This window comes from Methylomusa anaerophila (assembly GCF_003966895.1).
GTDB classification, from domain to species: Bacteria; Bacillota; Negativicutes; order Sporomusales; family Sporomusaceae; genus Methylomusa; species Methylomusa anaerophila.
In genome coordinates this window covers 980,105-998,589 of record NZ_AP018449.1, presented here as the reverse complement: position 1 = coordinate 998,589, position 18,485 = coordinate 980,105, and the positions used below count along the sequence as shown (strand labels likewise).

The window sequence follows — 18,485 nt, the reverse complement described above, 5'->3', positions numbered from 1 at the left end:
AATTCCAGTTGCAGCCCATCTAAAGGAGATAAACGGATGCAGGCTAATAAAGAAATTCGCTCTTCCCTGCCGTGGGATTGCGGCCCGGCGTATGCACAAATGCTGCTCCGGATTATTAGTGTCATATTTGCTTTTTTCCCGGCGATATACGCAGTGGCAATTCATGAAGCCGGCTGGTTTACGACAGCCTTTTTGGCGGCTGCCTATATTGCCTATAACTCCTGGCTGTCCTGGCGCAGGATTCTTCCCCAAGTCAAAGAACTATGGATTGATTTGTCTTTGGTGGCGGGAATGACCTTATTGGACGCCGTTTTTGTTAACATTCTTTATCATCTGGTGCTGGCCCGTATGGTGCTCAGGGTGGGCAGGCAGGGAGCATGGAAGGTTACTATTGTCGTGGCGGCGGTTTTTCTGGCAGCGTCTGTTATCGGGCGTCCGGCCCTCTCAATAGCTGCAGTCTTTCCTATCTTGTATAATATTATCGGGTTCGCCACGCTGTCTTTTACGGCAATTTTTGCCTGGCGGGTAATGGACAAACAAACAAAGAATGAAGGGCGGATCGCCGAACTTGTCCATCAGAGCGACCGGCATTACCGCCTGGCGCTGACAGACGAATTGACAGGGCTGTATAACTATAGAGCTTATCAGGAGAGGACGCCGGCGCTTGAAGAATACATCCTTATCATGCTTGATATCGATCATTTTAAGAAGTTAAACGACTGCTATGGTCACTCCTTTGGCAACGATGTGCTGAAAACAATAGGTGATATTATTCATAGGGGCATTAGGGATGAAGACATGGCGTTCCGCTACGGCGGTGAGGAGTTTGCCGTAATATTGCCGAATGCCAATTTGGTTCTTGGGCTTAAGATCGCTGAACGTCTCCGGGAACGGGTGGAATCCTGGGAGTTCTATTATGATAAATGTACTAAAGTACCGTTAACAATCAGTGTCGGCCTGTCTCTGAAAAAATCCGGCATTACCGGCCAGGAAGCATTCCGTCAGGCGGATATCGCTCTCTACCGGGCCAAACGGCAAGGGCGTAACAACGTTCAGTGCTATCAGGCCTGGGATGATCTATCAGAGCGCACACTAAATCAAGCGTAGGCCGATTCAAATTACCTCTTTTACATAGAGGGCTTTTTTTTGCCCAATTTTAGCTGCCTGCTTCTTCTTCGCGCCCTTTGAGCCGCCGCTTATTTAGGGTTGCTGACCTGTATGGTGATCGAGTCGCCGTTTTTGATAACCGCCGTGTATTCGGTAGGATGGCCATTTAGCAATATCGCAACCCGGCTGCTTGGGGACAATGTGCGGGGATTAAAATCAGCTGCCAGCAGTGCATCACTGACAATGGGATGGAAATTGGATATAGAATTGTAATCAATCACGCAGCCGTTGGGGGCGGGATGGGTGAGGGAAGCGGGCTTGCCGTTTACCTGTACGCTATGGCGGCGAACAGGCACCTGGCAGCCGGCGCCATTCACGGCAACGGTGATAGACTCATCGGTCTCTGCTGCCGCCAGTTCCAGCACTTCGCCGATTGTTGGCGTCGGCAGGGGAATGTAGTCTAGGGAATCATTGTTGGCTACTTTGCTGCTGAGATTGACGGTATGTCCGTTAATGGCGTATTTTGGCCGGACGCTGAAGTTTCTTTCGGTTCTGTTCACGCTATAGGAAAATTGGGCTGGTTCGGTACTGAGACCCAGATGGCTTAACACTTCTGCCAGGGTGGAAGATTGGTTGATTATAACCTGATCCCTGTCTGCAAGGATAGTGTCGGCAGCCGCGGATTTTCCATTGACAGTAATGGCAGGCGGCAAGGAATAGGATTTGCCGTTTAGCGTAATAACCAGAGGTTCCGGGATAGGGGCAATTTTGTTAAGAACCGGCGCCGGTGATGCGCCGTTTGTACCGGGGGTGACTAAGATAACGTCGGTATCGTGCAGGGGGTCGGCGAGTTTGGCCTCTTCACCGTTTAACAGAACCTGGCCCGGTTTACCGTAGCTGCCGGGAATAAACTGGGTTTGCCCGTTTACTGTTACCGTGATGCCCATACCGGGGCGGCCGCGCAGGGCTTTGATATCGATGCCGGCTGACAGGAGAGCGTCGGATACCGTCAGCAGACTTAGGTTAAATAGACGGAGCGTCCGGTCATTTACTGTAACATTGACAAAGTTTAGGGTATCTCCGCCGGCCAGTTTCAGTATTCCAAGGGGAGTAACCGCATCCGGCGTACATAATTCCGCTGGAATATCAATGATGTCGTTGATGGAATCGGGACGACGGATGGCCACTTTGGCTGCAGGAACATCCAGGGCCTGGGACAGGGCTTCCGGTAACAGAGGTGTGAGCGCGCCGCCGCCGACTAATAAAACAGCCTGCGGCGAGGTAGAATTTAATGTCAAAATTTCCGTTGCGATGGCTTGGGCCAACTCACCAATTCTTTGCGTTATGGAGTCGACAATATCCTTGGCCGGAAGCTTATGACTGACACCGAGTACGTCGGTAAAGCTTACCTTTTTGTTTTTGCCGCTAAGTTGCCGCTTAAGAGTTTCCGATACGTTAAAATCTAAAAGATATTTTTGGGAAATAGCTTCCGTGATCTCGTCACCGGCAAACGGCACCATACCGTAACCAACTACCGAGCCGTTCCTGGTTATGGCTACGTCGGAAGTTCCCGCGCCTACATCTACCAAAGCCAGATTCAGATGCCGCATGGTGGCGGGAATAAGCACATTGATAGCGGCAATTGGTTCAAGGGTCATCGTGTCCATCTCCAGGTCTACCGCTTCAATGGCTGACTGGAGTGAATTAATAACCTGACGGGGCAAAAAGGTGGCAATAGCTTCAATTGTCGCCAGCTTTCCCCGCTGGCCCACCAGGCTTTTTAACCGGATGTCATCCAGCGTGAAACTGACTACGCTATAGCCAACACAGTAGTAGCTCGCCGGATCGATTACGGCATTAGAGGTGGCTAGTTGCTGCTGGGCAAGTTGAATTGCGGCAAGTTCAAGGGACCGTTCGTCTTCCGGCGTCAATGTGCCTCGGGTGGAGGTATCCATTTCGGAGGTGACTTGAAGGGTGCACAGGGCCCGCCCGGCGGCGGCCACCGCCACTTTTTTTAAAGGTCCGACACGGTCTTCCAGGCGGGACTTCACATTGCCTAAAACTTCCGCTACTTCCCGCACATCATGGATTTGTCCGTCCAGCATGGCGCGAGTGTGGTGTTCCTCCCGGTCGAAGGCCAACAGTTTAATAGAGTTTCCTGCCTGTTCGCCGATCAATCCGACAACGCTTCGGGTGCCAATATCCAACGCAAAGAGTAATCTGTTTTCCATAGTATACTCCTCATCATCACTTTGGGCTTTGCAAAGGTATAATTTCGCCGTATATCTCCCGTTTCCTTTTAATCTGTGTAGTTATTGCCCACAATTACCCATTTTTCGCGAATAATTTTCATAATCAGCGTATATAGTATGTAAAAAATATATAATTTTAGCTATAGGGAACGCATTAAAGAATTGAAATGATATCCGGGTATTTAGGAACGCTTCGACGCTGTCGCTTAACCTCAGCTTATCCTAATACCTCGGATGTGAATTCTTTAATACGACATATATAATTTATAATTATCAATTATTCATGACAAATTTTTGTATATTTGGCGTATAATTTTTGCTAAACTATAGTTATGGCTTTGGGGAAGAGGGGTCTTTACGTGTCAGAGACGAATGCAAAAATACATATAGTTGTTGACAGTACGGCCAAAGTGCCGCCGACAATGCTGGAAAAATTTGATAACCTGTCTGTCGTTCCTCTTAAAATAATTATTGGCGGTGAAGAGTGGAATGAGACGGAATTGACTAATGCCGATCTTTTCCGGCTGGTGCGGGAGAAAGGGGTACACCCTCAGACTTCGCAGCCTTCCCCCGGTGATTTTGCCAAAGCTTTTGCGCCGGCGGAAGCAGGCGATTTTGTCATTATGATTGGTTTGTCAGGCGGCGTCAGTGGCACTGTTGACAGCGCCCGGGCGGTAGCCAGGGGGATGAAGAACAGCCGGAACATCTTTGTGGTGGATTCCGGCACCACCAGCCTAGGGATGATTAAGCTGGCGGAGACGGCGCTGACAATGGCCCAGGCAGGGGAAGCCGCCGGGGATATCGCGGACCGGCTCACGGCGAGCAGCCGCAAGACACACACCTTTTTTGTTCCCAGTACCCTGGAGTACTTGCATAAAGGCGGGCGAATCGGCGGTGCGGCAGCCCTATTTGGCTCCATTTTGCAAATAAAGCCGATATTATATTTGGTGGACGGAAAAATACAAGTGCTTGACAAAGTCCGGACCACAGCGCGGGCGCAGGCTCGCATGCTGGCGGAACTTTATAAATATGATAAACTGAAGTATATTGGCGTCGCCCATGGTGAAGTCCCGGAAGCGGCACAGGCAATCTATCAAAAAGTCCAGGAGCGATATCCCCGTATCGATATTGTTACCGGCGATATCGGAGCTGTCATTAGCTCCCATGTGGGTCCCGGCGTAACCGGACTTATTTTCGAAGTAGAATAGATGAATTGGGAGGCATTTATAACCAGCCTCCAGGAGGTCAGTCGATGCAATCAGCCTCAGTGATAACCAATACCGAAGTAATAAGCGGGAAAGATTTTCGTCGCATGATTTCCGCTGCTTACAGCGCGTTTTTGCGTGAACATGATTATATTAACAGCCTTAATGTCTTTCCGGTACCTGACGGTGATACAGGCACCAACATGATGCTCACTTTAGGTGCGGTAGCCAAGGCGATAGCGGAAGCGCCGGATGAGGGGATCGGTTCGCTAAGCAAGCGGGCGGCCGACAGCGCCATTATGGGCGCCCGGGGAAATTCGGGGGTTATCTTATCCCAATTGCTCCGCGGTATCGCCCGGGGATTGGCCGGCAAAGAGCAGGCTACTTCCACCGAACTGGGCAAGGCTTTCCAATACGGGGTACTTTATGCTTACCGGGCGGTAGCCAGACCGGTGGAAGGAACAATACTTACCGTTGCCAAGGGGATTGCCAAGGGAACCCGGCGGGCGGTCAGGGATAAAGCGCCTTTTGCCGATATTCTTAAGGAAGCTATCAGCGCCGGGCGGGGGGAACTTGAGCGTACGCCGGAGTTGTTGCCGCTCTTGAAGGCGGCGGGGGTGGTAGATGCGGGCGGCCAAGGGCTGATTGTTTTTCTTGCAGGCTGTCTTGATGGACTGGAAGGACGGTTTGACGGCCCGGAAGCTGATTTTGGCCGGACGCTGACAGTAGCAGGCCCGGTGGAAACGGTAAACATCTCGCATCCTTATTGTACTGAATTTATCGTTAAACCCTGTCAGGTGGGTTTTGCTGAAGTAAAACGCCAATTGGCGCCTATGGGAGATTCGCTGGTATTGGCCGAAGGCGACCGGTTTGTGAAGGTTCATATTCATACCGCTCACCCGGGAGCGGTATTGGAAGCGGCAATTACCTGGGGAACTTTGCATAATATTAAAATTGATAACATGGCGGACCAGCACCGGGATTGGCAATCTACCTTGCCCGCAGGAACCGTTGCAACAAAAGTGCCTGACCGGCCGGCAGCCGGGGAAAGTGCAATGACCAAACGGAGCGGTATTGGCGTCATTACCGCCGTTGCCGGTGACGGTCTGGCCGAAATTATGCGCCAGGCCGGGGCTGCCATTATTATTGACGGCGGGCAGACCATGAATCCGCCGGTGGAGGATTTTATTACCGCGGTTCATAACGGCAATAGTGAAAAGTATATTATTTTGCCTAATAACAAGAATATTGTGCTGGCTGTGGCCCAGGTCAAAAAACTGCTGGGCGAGCAAGTTGAGATTGTTCCTACCGTCAATGTGCCGCAGGGATTGGCGGCTATACTGGCTTTCAACCCGGACCACAGTCTAAGCGCCAACGTCGCCCGGATGACGGAGGCGCAGGCAAGGGTAAAAGCCGGCAGCCTGACAGTGGCTGTCAGAGACAGTATGGTGGCGGGAGAACTGGCTCCTGCCGGCGCCTATATCGGTGTCATTGACAGCAACGTAGTAATTTGGTCCCATCAGCTCATTGATGTACTGTGCGGCCTTGTGGAAAAACTGACAGATACAAACACCGAGGTAGTGACTTTATATTACGGGGCTGAATTGACTCCCCGCGACGTGGAGCCGGTAGCTGAATATCTGACGGAACAGGTCGGCCCGGCCGCAGTGGAAGTATACTATGGCGGTCAGCCCCATTACCAGTTTATTGTAAGCGTGGAGTGAGTGGATTACTCTGAATACTTGACAATTGGAGGTAGACATTTGCCGGATAATCCAATAGTTTTGGATGGAGATTCGTTATCGATTAAAGATGTTATAGCTGTGGCGCGGGATCATGCTGCTGTGACGATAAGCGAGTTGGGACGGCAGCGCATTGCCGCCAGCCGGGCCATTGTGGAAAAGGTGCTGGCAGCGGAGACGCCGGTGTATGGAATATCCACCGGTTTCGGGGAATTCAGCACAATATTTATTTCCCGGCATGAGCGGGAAAAGCTGCAACGCAACCTTATCCTGAGCCACGCTGCGGGAGTCGGTGAGTTTTTGCCGGAAGATGCGGTGCGAGCCGCCATGCTGCTCAGGGCCAATTCATTGACGAAAGGCTATTCCGGAATTCGGCCGCAAACAGTGGACAAATTGCTGGAGATGCTGAACAAGGGAGTATATCCCGCTGTTCCCTGTAAAGGATCGGTAGGCGCCAGCGGCGACTTGGCTCCTTTGTCCCATATTGCTTTGGTAATGATGGGGGAAGGCCAGGCAATTGTAAACGGCGAACTGGTTAGTGGACAAGCGGCTCTGGACCGGGCCGGGATTGAGCCGCTAAGTCCCGGCGGCAAGGAAGGCCTGGCTCTTATTAACGGTACACAGATTATGACCGCAGTGGGGGTTCTGACCTGGTTTGATGCCTGTGAACTCATGCAAGTGGCCGACATTGCCGCCGCTTTGTCCCTGGAAGCGCTGAAAGGAACCCGGGCGGCCTTTGATCCGCGCATTGCCCGGGTAAGGCCTCATCCGGGACAAGCCAAAACAGCAGCCAATATTTTAAAACTTACCGCGGATAGCGCCATCATTGCCTCGCATACGGATTGCCACAAGGTACAGGACGCCTATTCCCTGCGCTGTGTCTCCCAGGTTCACGGGGCATCCAAAGATGCGCTGCGCCGGGTGATGGAGGCGCTTACGATAGAAGTGAACGCGGCAACCGACAACCCCCTTATCATGCCGGATACCGGCGAAGTGATTTCCGGCGGTAACTTTCATGGTCAGCCGGTGGCGCTGGCCATGGATTATCTTAAGCTGGCGCTGGCGGAAGCGGGAAGTATTGCCGAACGGCGCATCAGCCGTATGCTGGATTCTCATCTGAGCGAATTGCCACCCTTTTTAACTGCCTATCCCGGCATTGATTCCGGTCTGATGATTACTCAGTACACCGCGGCTTCGCTGGTGTCGGAGAACAAAGTCCTGGCTCATCCCGCCTGTGTTGATTCCATTCCCACGTCGGCCAATCAGGAGGACCATGTAAGTATGGGCACTATTGCTGCCCGCCAAGCGCGGGAAATATTGGAAAACGTTCGTTATGTTTTGGCAATTGAATTATTGGCGGCATGTCAGGGAATCGACTTTTTGCTTCCTTTCGTTCCTGGAACCGGCACGGCGGCGGCTCATAAGGCCATTCGCGACCGTGTTCCTCATTGGGATGAAGATCGTGTTCCTGCTCCGGATATTGAGGCCATTTATCAATTAATCAGCAGCGGCCGTTTGATCAGGGCCGTGGAGGAGGCTGTAGGCGAGATCAGCGCCTATTAAGCTGTGTTTCATAAGCGGTATTCAGAAGTCAGGAGTCAGAAGTCAGAATACTTCGAAACGACCATTCTCGCATTCTGACTTCTAAATATAGTTACGGAGGGTTCCAAATGCTAAGTTCATTAACTATCGGTGAATATGCCGCGAAACTGGCGTCGGAAGAAGCGCCTCCCGGCGGGGGCAGCACGGCTGCCTTAACCGGGGTTTTGGCGGTTGGTCTGGCCGAAATGGCGGTCAATTATTCGCTGCAAACGGCTAAACTGGTAAAAAACCGGGAATTTCTTGCCGCCAAGCAGGCTGCTCTGGCTCGATTGCACAGGGAACTTTCTGTTCTGATTGACCGCGATGCTTCAGCCTTGACAGCGCTTCTCGCTGCCGTAGATCTGGCTGCCGATACTCCGGCTGCCAGGCAGAGCCAAGATGCTGCTATACAAAGATTCCTGCGGCAGGCTGCCGAAGTGCCGCTCAACACCGCGCACGCCTGTCTTGAAGCCATAAAAATCAGCAAAGCGGTAATGGATCAGATGGACGAGATGGTAATCAGCGATCTAATGGCCGGGGTGCTAATGGGCCACGCCGGGGTAATGAGCGCACTTCTCAGCACCGCGATTAATCTGAATGAACTTGAGGACGAGGCGCTGGTCGGCTCCTTAAAAACACAGATCCATGACATCCGCCGCGCGGCGGATGAACTAAAAAACACAATGGAAAAGCAAGTTTATAGCCGTCAAACGTTTACTGTCATGGGGGAAGAGTGAATCCTCCGGCGCCTATACAGGCGGCGGGGGATTCTCGCATTTTGACAAATGCCTGCCCCTTATGCCTGCTTAACTTGCTTGAGGCTTAATCCGATTCTTTGGCGTTCTTCATCCACGCTGATGACCAGGCAATCGATTACGTCACCTACCGAGATTACGTCAATGGGATGACGGAAGGGTTTGTGACTAAGTTCTGAACGGTGAATCAGGCCGTTGATTTTGATGCCGATGTCCACGAAGGCGCCGAAGTCGGTTACATTATGAACTGTGCCTTTGACAATGGTGCCGGGGATAATGTCGGACAGCTTCACAATGTTTTTCCGGGTTTGCGGCGGCGGAACGTCTTCGCGGGGGTCGCGCCCCGGTTTGGCCAGGGCGGCTAAAATATCCCGCACCGTTGGTTCGCCGGCGTCGAGTCCGGCCGCCAGAGCCGCGGCATCGGCAGCCGGAGCTTTGGCCTGAACCGTTGCCAGGCGGTCTTTGTCCTGCAAATCCCCGGTGGTAAAGCCCAGATGATTTAAAATGGCTTCAGCCAGGGAATAAGATTCCGGGTGCACCGGCGTGTTATCCAGCGGGTTTTCCGCAACGGCGATGCGCAGAAAACCGGCGCACTGGGTAAAGGCGGCGGGTCCTAGGCGGGGAACTTTTAAAAGTTGCCTGCGATTTATGAACCGCCCGTTTTCATTGCGGTAAGCCACAATATTTTTCGCAATTGAGGCGTTAATGCCGGCGACATAGGTCAGGAGGGCCGGCGAGGCGGTGTTTAGTTCCACCCCCACATGGTTAACGCAGGATTCCACTACGTTGGCCAGAGTGCCGCCCAGTTCTTTCTGATTTACATCATGCTGATACTGGCCGACCCCGATGGACTTGGGATCGATTTTGACCAATTCGGCCAGCGGATCCTGCACCCGGCGGGCGATGGATATGGCGCCGCGGAGGGAAACGTCCAGGTCGGGCAGTTCGTCTTTGGCCAGCCTGGAGGCGGAGTACACCGATGCGCCGGCTTCGTTGACAATCAGGTACCGCAGGTCAAGATTGTTTTCGTTAATCAGTTTGGCGACGAATTCTTCCGTTTCGTAGGACGCAGTGCCATTGCCGATGGCAATTAAATTTACGCCGTATTTTTTTATTGCTTCCAGGGCTTTGGCAGCTGCCTGTTGCTGCTGGGCTTCGCTCATGGTGATGTATAGGATATTGGTAGCAAGCATTGCGCCGGTGGGGTCAACCACAGCCATTTTGCAGCCTGTGCGATAGCCCGGGTCAAGACCCATTACCGTATAGCCGGCTAACGGCGCTTGCAGCAGGAGTTGCCGCAGGTTTAAACCAAATACGCGGATGGCCTGTTTGGCCGCGTTTTCGGTAAGGAGGGAGCGGATTTCCCGTTCCAGGGCGGGGAATAGCAGCCGTTTATAGCTATCGGCGATGGCGTCAAGGATGGTTGACGTGAAAATGGAAGGCGCCTTGAGAACCGTGCGGGCGATTAAATCAATATTGGTATCATGGGCGGCAACCAGGCTGACTTTCAGGATACCTTTGTTTTCGCCGCGGTTAACGGCCAGGATACGATGGGGAGGCATGCGTTTTACCGGTTCGCGATATTCTTTGTACATATAAAATTCTTTTATTTCTTTATTCTCTTTATTTTCTTTGTTATCGCTTTTTTCCCCGCCGCCGGCCAGTTCGGCGGTTATCTCGCCGGTTTGCCACAATTGCTGCCGCAGCAAGGAACGGATGTCGGCCCGTTCACTGACTGTTTCGGCAATAATATCCATGGCGCCGGCAATCGCCGCCGCGGCAGATTCAATGTCCTGCTCCGGGTTCAGATATCCGGCTGCAATGGCAGGTAAGTCACCTTCCGTAGCTTCTTGGGCCAGGATAAGTTCCGCCAAGGGTTCCAGCCCTTTTTCCCGTGCAATTTGAGTGCGGGTTCGTTTTTTGGGCCGGTACGGCAGATATAAGTCTTCCAGTTCCTGCAGTTTGGCTGCCGCCTGAATAGCCTGGGAGAGTTCGGGGGAAAGTTTGCCTTGCGCTTCTATGCTCGCGAGAATTTCCTCTTGTCGTTTAACCAGATTCCGGAGATATTGGGTTCGTTCCTCAATTATCCGGATTTTTTCTTCATCAAGTTCACCGGTGGCTTCTTTCCGGTAACGGGCTATAAACGGCACGGTATTGCCGTCATCCAACAGACTGGCTGCCGCCGTTACCTGCTGCGGTTTTATATTGAGCTCACGGGCGATAAGATTTGGAATATCACTAAGAAACATCCATTCACCAACTTTTAAATAATATATAATAATATTAATACAAATAGCAGGAATGAAGCAAGAAGCGCCTCACACTGCGTTGAGGCGCTTCTTGCTTCATTCTGATAGTATATCCGCGATAGTTACGTTTGGTTTAAAAATCAAGTCTAAATCTTTCTTGGACACTTCGATCCGGGATGTGGCCGGATTACGTTCAACCAGGCGAATGGTAGGCCTTGTCGAATAATGAATCTTGTTTTTTACCACATATGCCAGTTGGCGGGTATTTAGACGCACCAGGCTGCCGACAGGATAGACCGGCGTTATGTGGAAAAACGCTCTTAACAGATTCAGGTCAAACCTGGTATGGCCGCCGGACAGCATGTCTTCCACCACTTCCTGACGGGAAATATCGGAAGATGTCGTTTTTTTCATGGCGTTGTCGAAATAATCGGCAATGGCGACGAGGCGGGACAGCGGATGCAGGCTCTTGCCGGTAAGTCCGTAAGGTAACCCCAGGCCGTCGTAACGTTCATGATGCTCGGCGGCAATTCGTGCCGCCACTTCGGCAGTTTTGTTGCTGCTAAGCAGTTGGGCGCCAAGAACGGTATGAATTTTATTCTCATCCAGTCTGGCTTTATGCTCGTTGGCAGTCAGTAGTTTGCCCACATCATGCAGCATCGCCCCCAAAGCAAGATCGAAAAGAACCGGCCGGGGATATTTGAGATATAACCCCGCGGTGACTGACAGCAGGCAGACATTGACTGCGTGAGTTACTTCCCCTTTGCCGGGTTCGCGGATTTGCAGATCGTTGATATAACCCAGTTTGCTTCCCGTTTCCTCAATTACTTTATTAAGAAAGGGGCGGAGTTTATTTATATAATTGGCAGGAAGCTTTGTTTCCCGCATTTTAGTGGTTTTTAGCGCATATAGATCGCGAAAACAATCAGAAAGTTTCCGGCGCAAATCCCTGGTAATTACCGTATTTTGCTTCAGGCTTGCGGCATAAGGATCCAACACGGGAATCTCATGGAAGCCTAAACTCCGCAGCCGGCTGATATAACTCTCCGTTAATGTAATACCTTTATTTAATAGAAACTTTCCTGATTCATCAATTACATCCTGCGACAGGACCATTCCAGCCTTAACTTCTCTGATACGCATTGCATCGCCTCCAGGAACCGTTTCTGACAGAGGTAACTACATTATGACACATTTTGTCTAAAATTGAAACTATGCTTAGGTCCCGGCAAAAAGGGACTTTTGTCCCGGCTTTTCACACCCGCTGCGACGTCGGCATATTATGTTAGTAGTAGACGTAATTTTTGTGGGGTCCGAAAAAAAAGCTTGGGAGGAGTCAGGATGTCGCCGTTAATAAACTCGCTAAAAGCCAATATAAATCTCGCAATTCTAGCCCTATTGCTTATCGGTATCCTTGGGTTGATCTCCTCGCTGCCAGATCTTCTTTATGTCGTCTTTCCGCAAGATATATTTCTTGTAATTCACAGTTTGGTTGAATCAGCCGGCATTACCATTGGACTATGCGTTTTCCTGGTCGTTTGGTACGGATGGCCTAAAAATCAAAATGGCCGGGATTTATTTATCGCTCTTACGTTCCTTGCCGTGGGAATTATTGATATGGCTCACGTGCTATCTTACGAAGGAATGCCGGACTTTCTCACATTAAACAGCGAAAACAAAGCTTCGCTCTTTTGGATAATCGGGCGACTCTTAGCCAGTGGGGGACTGTTGTTTGCAATCTTCATTCCCAGCCGAACCAAACCCCAGTTTTTTCACCGTCTGTATTTTACCAGTATTGTTATGGTGGTGGTTGTCACCCTGATCGGAGCGGTCTTGCTTTTTGAGCCGTATCTAACGCCGGTGTATGCGCCTGGTGAAGGTCAAACAGCGGCAAAAATAACCCTTGAATACCTGGCCATGTTCATGAATTTGGTATCCATTTACGCTTATGGGCGTCGCAACCCGTCGCAGCAGCATGTGTATTTCTTACGAATCAGTTTGGTTTTTAGTCTGATGAGCGGGGCGGCGTTTACTCTATATTCCAATGCTTATGATATCTATAACGTTATGGGACACCTTTATAAAACTGCCGCCTATTACTTTGTTTTGAGGTCACTGTTGGAGACATCCATATTGCGGCCCTATATGAGGATTTCCCGTTTGGCCAGAGCCCTTCGCAATCTGGCCATACAAAATATTGAGCTGTACAAGGAAGCGAAAGAAAGCGAGCGTCATCTGCAACAGGCGTTTATTCAGCTGGGATCCGTATTGGCGGCCAAAAACGATTTGGATGAAATGCTGCAAAAAGTAGTGGCGGCAACCTCCACTGTGTTCCGCTGCGACCACGTTTATCTTGGGCTGAGTGAAGGCAATCCGCCGGTTTTGAAATTGAAGGCGTATGTGAGTAGTTTTAAACCGCCGGCAAAATTAAACCTTACCCAGAGCTTTATGGGCAAAGTTTTTTGTGAAAAAAAGCCAACAATTGTTAGCAATATTACCTTTTATCCGGAAATAATTATCGATGATCTGGAACAGGCCGGCCTGAAGTCGATGGTCGGCGCCCCTATTCGCCATAATGGGGATGTAATTGGGGTTTTAGAAGTATTTTCCCGCAAGGAGAGGGATTTTACTCAGCACGACGCCCAGTTTTTGAGTGTATTCTCCCACCATGCCGGTGAGGCCATCAAAAATGTAAGGGCCTATGAAACTACGGTTGAAAGCTTTGCCGAGCTAAAGCTGCTATATGATATTGTCAAAGATATCGCTAACCAGCTGTCGCCGGCCGGCCTTTTGACCAAAGTCTCCGAAAAGCTGTCCGACCTTTTTAAGGCAGACGGCGCCGTCGCTTTTATCATGCACCGGCGTGATGACGGACTGCATACCGAGCCTGTTTTCACCAAAGGCTTTGATGTACGGGAGATTAATCATCTGCAACGTATTTTCTCCGATGGGAAAAATGCCTGGCCCTGGGGGGGAATAAGCGCCATCGACGGCTATGATGAACACAACCACGGCCTTATTACCATGTCGGTCTTATTGGCCAGAAGGATGAATATCCTGCCGCTTTTGGCAGGCGGTAACCTGGTGGGGCTGATTGTATTCGGCTGGAATGATCCCGTGATGGAAATCCCTCAGGGCATGGAAATGATGGTGGGAACAATTGCGGGTCAGACAGCGATTGGATTGGAGCGGGCGTACTTGTACGAAAATGTTCAGGCCATGGCTTTGACCGATCCGCTCACCAAATTATCCAACCGTCGCCATTTTGAAGCCCGTCTCAATGAAGAAATAAGCCGGGCTAAAAATAACTGCAGTCCAATTAGTCTTATCTTGCTGGATATCGACTTTTTCAAAAAGGTTAACGATACCTGGGGTCATCTTGCCGGTGACGCCGTTCTGCAGCAAATGGGGATACTTCTCAAAGAAAAGTTCAAAATTACTGATATTCCGGCTCGCTATGGGGGAGAAGAGTTTGCGGTAATCTTATCGGAAACCGGTGGCGAAGAAGCGGCTGCGCTCGCGGAAGAATTCCGCAATCATGTAGCCAAGACGTGCTTTCCATATGATTCGGAAAAGATTTTTATAACAATTAGTTTAGGAGTAGCAACAATTGGTTCTTGTTCCTCCGGGAAAGATGACGGCACCGACTTGGTGGAAGCGGCTGACCGGGCGCTCTACCAGGCTAAGCAAAGTGGCCGCAACCGGGCAATTATCGGCAATTGCAGAGGGTAACCAAGATAACTAAGATAACTATAACTAAAATAATTTAAGATGAATAAATTATTGCTAAAAGTGCATAGCGAAGGCAAGTATGGAACATGCTATGTCTGGAAACAGAAAGGAGGGATCTTCGTGTTAAGTTCAAAAGAGTTGTTGCACCTGGAAGACTTCCTGGGCATGGAGCAAACTTGCGTTAAAACTATGAGCTTTTTTGCCAATAGTGTGCAGGATAGCCAATGTAAACAGCTTTTCCAGCAGTTGTCACAAAAAGGTCAGCAACACATGCAAACTATGAGCAAGCATTTGAATGCCGGTCAATCATTACAATAAAAAAAGCAGCGAGGTGAAAATCGTGGTACAAACGGGTCAGCAAGCCAGACAAAATACCCAAGGCGGAATGCAAACGACCGGTCAAGGCGTGAGTCTTAGTGATCGGGATTTACTTCAATTAGCGCTTAATGAATGCAAGCATAAGGCCAATTCCCTTAATACCTACGCATTGGAAGCCAGCAACGACAGTCTGCGTCGCGATTACTTAACTGTCCTGGGCGATGTGCACAGTCAGCAAACACAAATTTTTAACCTAATGCAGCAAAAAGGTTACTACAATGTAAAAAATGCCAACCCGCAGGATATCTCCCAGGCCAAAGCCAAGTTCAGCAACCAAAACCAATAATATGATGGTTAAGTCCCGTATATATACGGGACTTAATAATTTTTATCCGCAATTATCCATTTCTCAAACTCGTCCTATATTTCCATTTGTTATATCTACTCGTGTCTTGACCACATTATCTTTTTAGTTTGATGACGGACAAAATGGCAAATGGCGGCGTCAGCCCCTCCTAGCAGACCCCTTCCAGTATGCGTCGTCGGGTCTTCCTTGCCCTTTGCCATTTTGTCTCGCCCTAAAACTAAAATATAACATGGTCAAGACACTAGTGGTCTGTCTACACTGAAATCATAATTACTTCGCGGGCCGTTTTCCACCATGCTTCGTTGTCGTCAGCTTACATATGTCCGATATGTGCGCTTCCTCCGCCTCGCCTTGCGAAAAAATTCCCGCGAATTCATTTACGCTTTCAATGTAGACAGACCACTACAAAAAACTTTTATGGGATTTTTACTATTTATCTTGACATCTCTGGCTAATGTATGTAGAATTAAAATAAGAATTATTCGATAACTATTGTTAGTCAGTAATGGAGGTTATAAGATGGGGTTAACAATGGAAGTATGTGTAACATCCTTATTGCGGGACAAAGGTTTTAAGGTTACGCCGCAGCGTCTCGCTATTTATAATGTGCTGGCAACCAGCAAAGCTCATCCCAGCGCTGAAATGATCTACAACCTTTTACAGCCTGTTTATCCAACCATGAGTCTGGCCACGGTCTATAAAACAATTGAGATACTCAAAGAACTTGATTTGGTTCAGGTATTAAACGTGGGCGAAGATAGTTTCCGCTATGATGCAGACACTTCGAACCACCCGCATGTTCGTTGTCTGGTTTGTGGCCGGGTGGACGATTTGCATCACATTGACAGCAGGGAATTTATTAATCAGGTAGCCAGCCAGACTGCTTATGAACTAACCGGGCAGCAGTTTTATTTCTACGGTACCTGTCCGAGCTGTCAAAGCAAGAAACAGTGAACGGAGGAAACTCTTATGGCAGTATGGAAATGCAGCGTTTGCGGAGCGACAAAGGAAGGCCGCTGTCGTCCGGCTAAATGCCCGGAGTGCGGGGCACCCAAGGACAAGATTGAAAAGCAGGCGTAATATTAAGTAAAGAAAGAGTTGGCATTTGCCGGCTCTTTACTATTTTATGCTATATCAATATAATTTAATGTGAATAATACAAGTGGAGGGATATTGTGAATTTAGCCAGTTATATTGATCACACTTTGCTCAGGCCCGACGCGGTTGTTGCGGACATTACCAGACTTTGCCAGGAAGCTCTGGAGCAAAAATTCGCCGCCGTTTGCGTCAATCCTTGCTATGTTGATCAGGCCGCGCACTTTTTAGCCGGCACAGGTGTTAAAACAGCTGCTGTCATTGGTTTTCCTCTGGGGGCCAATCTCACTGCCGTTAAAGCTTTTGAGGCGGCGGAAGCTATCAAATATAAGGCTGATGAACTGGATATGGTGATTAATATTGCTGCCGCCAAAAGCGGCCAATGGCAGGCGGTAGAGGAAGACATCCGGCAAGTGGTTGCGGCTGCCGGCGGGAACCTGGTGAAAGTTATCATTGAAACAGGTTTTTTAACGGATGAAGAGAAGCGGCATGCCTGTGACGCCATATTGAAGGCCGGCGCTCATTTCGTTAAGACCTCAACCGGATTCGGTCCCGGTGGCGCTACGATTGAAGATATTCGGCTGCTTAAAGAGATTGTGGGGGACAGCCTGGGGATTAAAGCCGCCGGCGGCATACGTAACCGGCAGCAGGCCGAGGAAATGATTGCCGCGGGGGCGACGCGAATAGGCACAAGCTCCGGAGTGGAGATTGTGCGGCCTTAAAGGGGGGGAACTGCTTATAAGCCGCCATCTGCTTCGTTGCTTCTGCGGTCCTCACTTCAATGTACAACCAGTACGTTTCCGTTGCGGTCCTCGTCGCGCCTCGCATCTGGCAGCTTCTAAGCAGTTCGTGGCAGTTGGTAAATTGAGTCGGTACAGATTGAAAGGCAGAGACTGTTCAAAGATTGCGTTTGCATCTTTTTGAATAGTCTTTTTTATTTACATAATTAACCTGTAGTTTACATTTGAGGGCTATGGTATAATGTTGCTCTGACCTGTCGGAGGGGAGGGGTAACCATGCGTGGCATTTTGCAAATGATACGGGAGCGTGTGACTCTGGTGGTCGGGCTGGCTTTTACGGGACTGGTGCTGATGCTTGCACCGGTTCGGCCGCAAATGTTGATTTACCCGCTGGTACGGCAGGCGGTGCAAAAGAAGATTGATTACTCGACCGGTGACATGCTGGTAAAGGATACGCCACACTTTAGAATCAAATATACGGAAGTTGACGCCGGTATAGTGGAAACGGTTGCCGGGGCAGCCGAAGCCGCTTATGAACCGGTGAGCCAGGCTCTTAACTACAGGATAAAGAGCAGGACCCTGATTCTCATATATCCGGACCGGACAGCTATGGGTCACGCCTATGGATGGTCCGGGGAAATCAATGCCATGGGTTTCTATTGGGGCGGAGTGATCCAGATCTTGTCGCCGGCAGCTTGGATGAAAGACGGTGTTTCGCCGGAGGAATTCATTCGCACCGGACCACTGGCCCACGAATATACCCATCTGGTATTGGACTATATGACACAAGGCAATTATTCCCGCTGGTTCACCGAAGGTTTGGCGCAGTATGTGGAGTACCGGCTGAACGGCTATGAATGGATAACGGCAAACAACCGGCTGGATGAGAAGTTGTATTCCCTGAAGGAGCTGGATACGCGGTTTGATGATTTGCCCAACCAGTCTTTGGCTTACCGCCAGTCTTTGGCGGCAGTGCGGTATATCGCCGCAGTACACGGTGAAAGTGCTCTGGCTCAGGTAATAGACTATCTGAGAACCGGGATGAGCACAGATAAAGCGATAACTAAGGCCCTGAACATGGACTACACTGCCTTTGAGCAGGAAGTAAATATCTGGGCGGTGCGTAATATGAAAAACTACATGACGGTAAATAAATGATAAAGAGACATGCGGCTTGACTTATTCAAAAGCAGAAGTCAGAAGCAGAAAGTCAGAATAAGAGAACGATCCTCCCGAAACATTCTGAATTCTGACTCCTGAATACTTGAATAGTAACCGCCATGTCTCTTTTTTTTCGTAATATATCCAGCCAAATCCGGGAAAATTAGCTTTAGTTTTTTTT

15 protein-coding genes are annotated in these 18,485 nt (G+C 49.9%); 12 read left to right on the top strand and 3 right to left on the bottom strand.

The features are described from left to right. The first annotated feature begins 36 nt into the window (after window positions 1–36). The gene (locus tag MAMMFC1_RS04450) at window positions 37–1,107 is read left to right on the top strand and encodes a GGDEF domain-containing protein (RefSeq protein WP_126306832.1); all 1,071 of its coding nucleotides are present in this window, start codon (window positions 37–39) and stop codon (window positions 1,105–1,107) included. A gap of 89 nt (window positions 1,108–1,196) precedes the next feature. Here the strand turns inward: MAMMFC1_RS04450 and MAMMFC1_RS04445 are convergent, their stop codons facing one another. Continuing rightward, on the bottom strand, window positions 1,197–3,338 hold the full coding sequence (locus tag MAMMFC1_RS04445; RefSeq protein WP_126306830.1) for a cell division FtsA domain-containing protein: 2,142 nt from the start codon (window positions 3,336–3,338) through the stop codon (window positions 1,197–1,199). 380 nt (window positions 3,339–3,718) lie between these two features. Here MAMMFC1_RS04445 and MAMMFC1_RS04440 point away from each other — a divergent pair, with 380 nt between their 5' ends. From MAMMFC1_RS04440 to MAMMFC1_RS04425, 4 genes are all read left to right on the top strand, one after another. Next, window positions 3,719–4,567, top strand: a complete 849-nt coding sequence (locus MAMMFC1_RS04440) for a DegV family protein (RefSeq protein ID WP_232035659.1) — start codon at window positions 3,719–3,721, stop codon at window positions 4,565–4,567. Window positions 4,568–4,611: 44 nt separating this feature from the next. After that, a complete protein-coding gene (locus MAMMFC1_RS04435; RefSeq protein ID WP_232035658.1) occupies window positions 4,612–6,288 on the top strand; it encodes a DAK2 domain-containing protein in 1,677 nt (558 codons plus the stop codon). 39 nt (window positions 6,289–6,327) lie between these two features. Beyond that, complete coding sequence (gene hutH / locus MAMMFC1_RS04430) at window positions 6,328–7,869, top strand: histidine ammonia-lyase (RefSeq protein ID WP_232035657.1); 1,542 nt, start codon at window positions 6,328–6,330, stop codon at window positions 7,867–7,869. Window positions 7,870–7,976: 107 nt separating this feature from the next. Further along, on the top strand, window positions 7,977–8,624 hold the full coding sequence (locus MAMMFC1_RS04425; protein WP_126306826.1) for a cyclodeaminase/cyclohydrolase family protein: 648 nt from the start codon (window positions 7,977–7,979) through the stop codon (window positions 8,622–8,624). A gap of 59 nt (window positions 8,625–8,683) precedes the next feature. Here the strand turns inward: MAMMFC1_RS04425 and MAMMFC1_RS04420 are convergent, their stop codons facing one another. Both MAMMFC1_RS04420 and MAMMFC1_RS04415 read right to left on the bottom strand, forming a co-directional pair. Beyond that, window positions 8,684–10,891, bottom strand: coding sequence for a Tex family protein (locus tag MAMMFC1_RS04420; protein ID WP_126306824.1), 2,208 nt, complete (start codon window positions 10,889–10,891; stop codon window positions 8,684–8,686). Window positions 10,892–10,987: 96 nt separating this feature from the next. Next, window positions 10,988–12,034, bottom strand: a complete 1,047-nt coding sequence (locus tag MAMMFC1_RS04415; protein ID WP_126306822.1) for an HD-GYP domain-containing protein — start codon at window positions 12,032–12,034, stop codon at window positions 10,988–10,990. Window positions 12,035–12,232: 198 nt separating this feature from the next. Between MAMMFC1_RS04415 and MAMMFC1_RS04410 the strand changes: the two genes are divergently transcribed. The 7 genes from MAMMFC1_RS04410 (at window position 12,233) to MAMMFC1_RS04380 (ending at window position 18,301) form a co-directional block, all read left to right on the top strand. Beyond that, on the top strand, window positions 12,233–14,623 hold the full coding sequence (locus MAMMFC1_RS04410) for an MASE3 domain-containing protein (protein ID WP_126306820.1): 2,391 nt from the start codon (window positions 12,233–12,235) through the stop codon (window positions 14,621–14,623). A 120-nt stretch (window positions 14,624–14,743) separates the two neighbouring features. Next, entirely contained in the window at window positions 14,744–14,941 is a 198-nt protein-coding gene (locus MAMMFC1_RS04405) for a ferritin-like domain-containing protein (protein ID WP_126306818.1), read from the top strand. After that, window positions 14,919–15,287 carry a spore coat protein gene (locus tag MAMMFC1_RS04400; RefSeq protein ID WP_232035656.1) on the top strand — a complete coding sequence of 123 codons (369 nt, stop codon included), beginning with the start codon at window positions 14,919–14,921 and terminating at the stop codon, window positions 15,285–15,287. Before MAMMFC1_RS04405 ends, MAMMFC1_RS04400 begins: the two co-directional genes overlap by 23 nt. Window positions 15,288–15,839: 552 nt before the next feature. Next, the gene (locus MAMMFC1_RS04395; RefSeq protein WP_126310437.1) at window positions 15,840–16,262 is read left to right on the top strand and encodes a transcriptional regulator PerR; all 423 of its coding nucleotides are present in this window, start codon (window positions 15,840–15,842) and stop codon (window positions 16,260–16,262) included. Window positions 16,263–16,277: 15 nt separating this feature from the next. Further along, window positions 16,278–16,388, top strand: coding sequence for an RCKP-type rubredoxin-like domain-containing protein (locus MAMMFC1_RS22775; RefSeq protein WP_126306816.1), 111 nt, complete (start codon window positions 16,278–16,280; stop codon window positions 16,386–16,388). Between the two features lie 95 nt (window positions 16,389–16,483). Then, the gene (deoC, locus tag MAMMFC1_RS04385; protein WP_197723913.1) at window positions 16,484–17,125 is read left to right on the top strand and encodes a deoxyribose-phosphate aldolase; all 642 of its coding nucleotides are present in this window, start codon (window positions 16,484–16,486) and stop codon (window positions 17,123–17,125) included. A 294-nt stretch (window positions 17,126–17,419) separates the two neighbouring features. After that, entirely contained in the window at window positions 17,420–18,301 is an 882-nt protein-coding gene (locus MAMMFC1_RS04380; RefSeq protein ID WP_126306812.1) for a peptidase MA family metallohydrolase, read from the top strand. The last annotated feature ends 184 nt before the right edge of the window (window positions 18,302–18,485 follow it).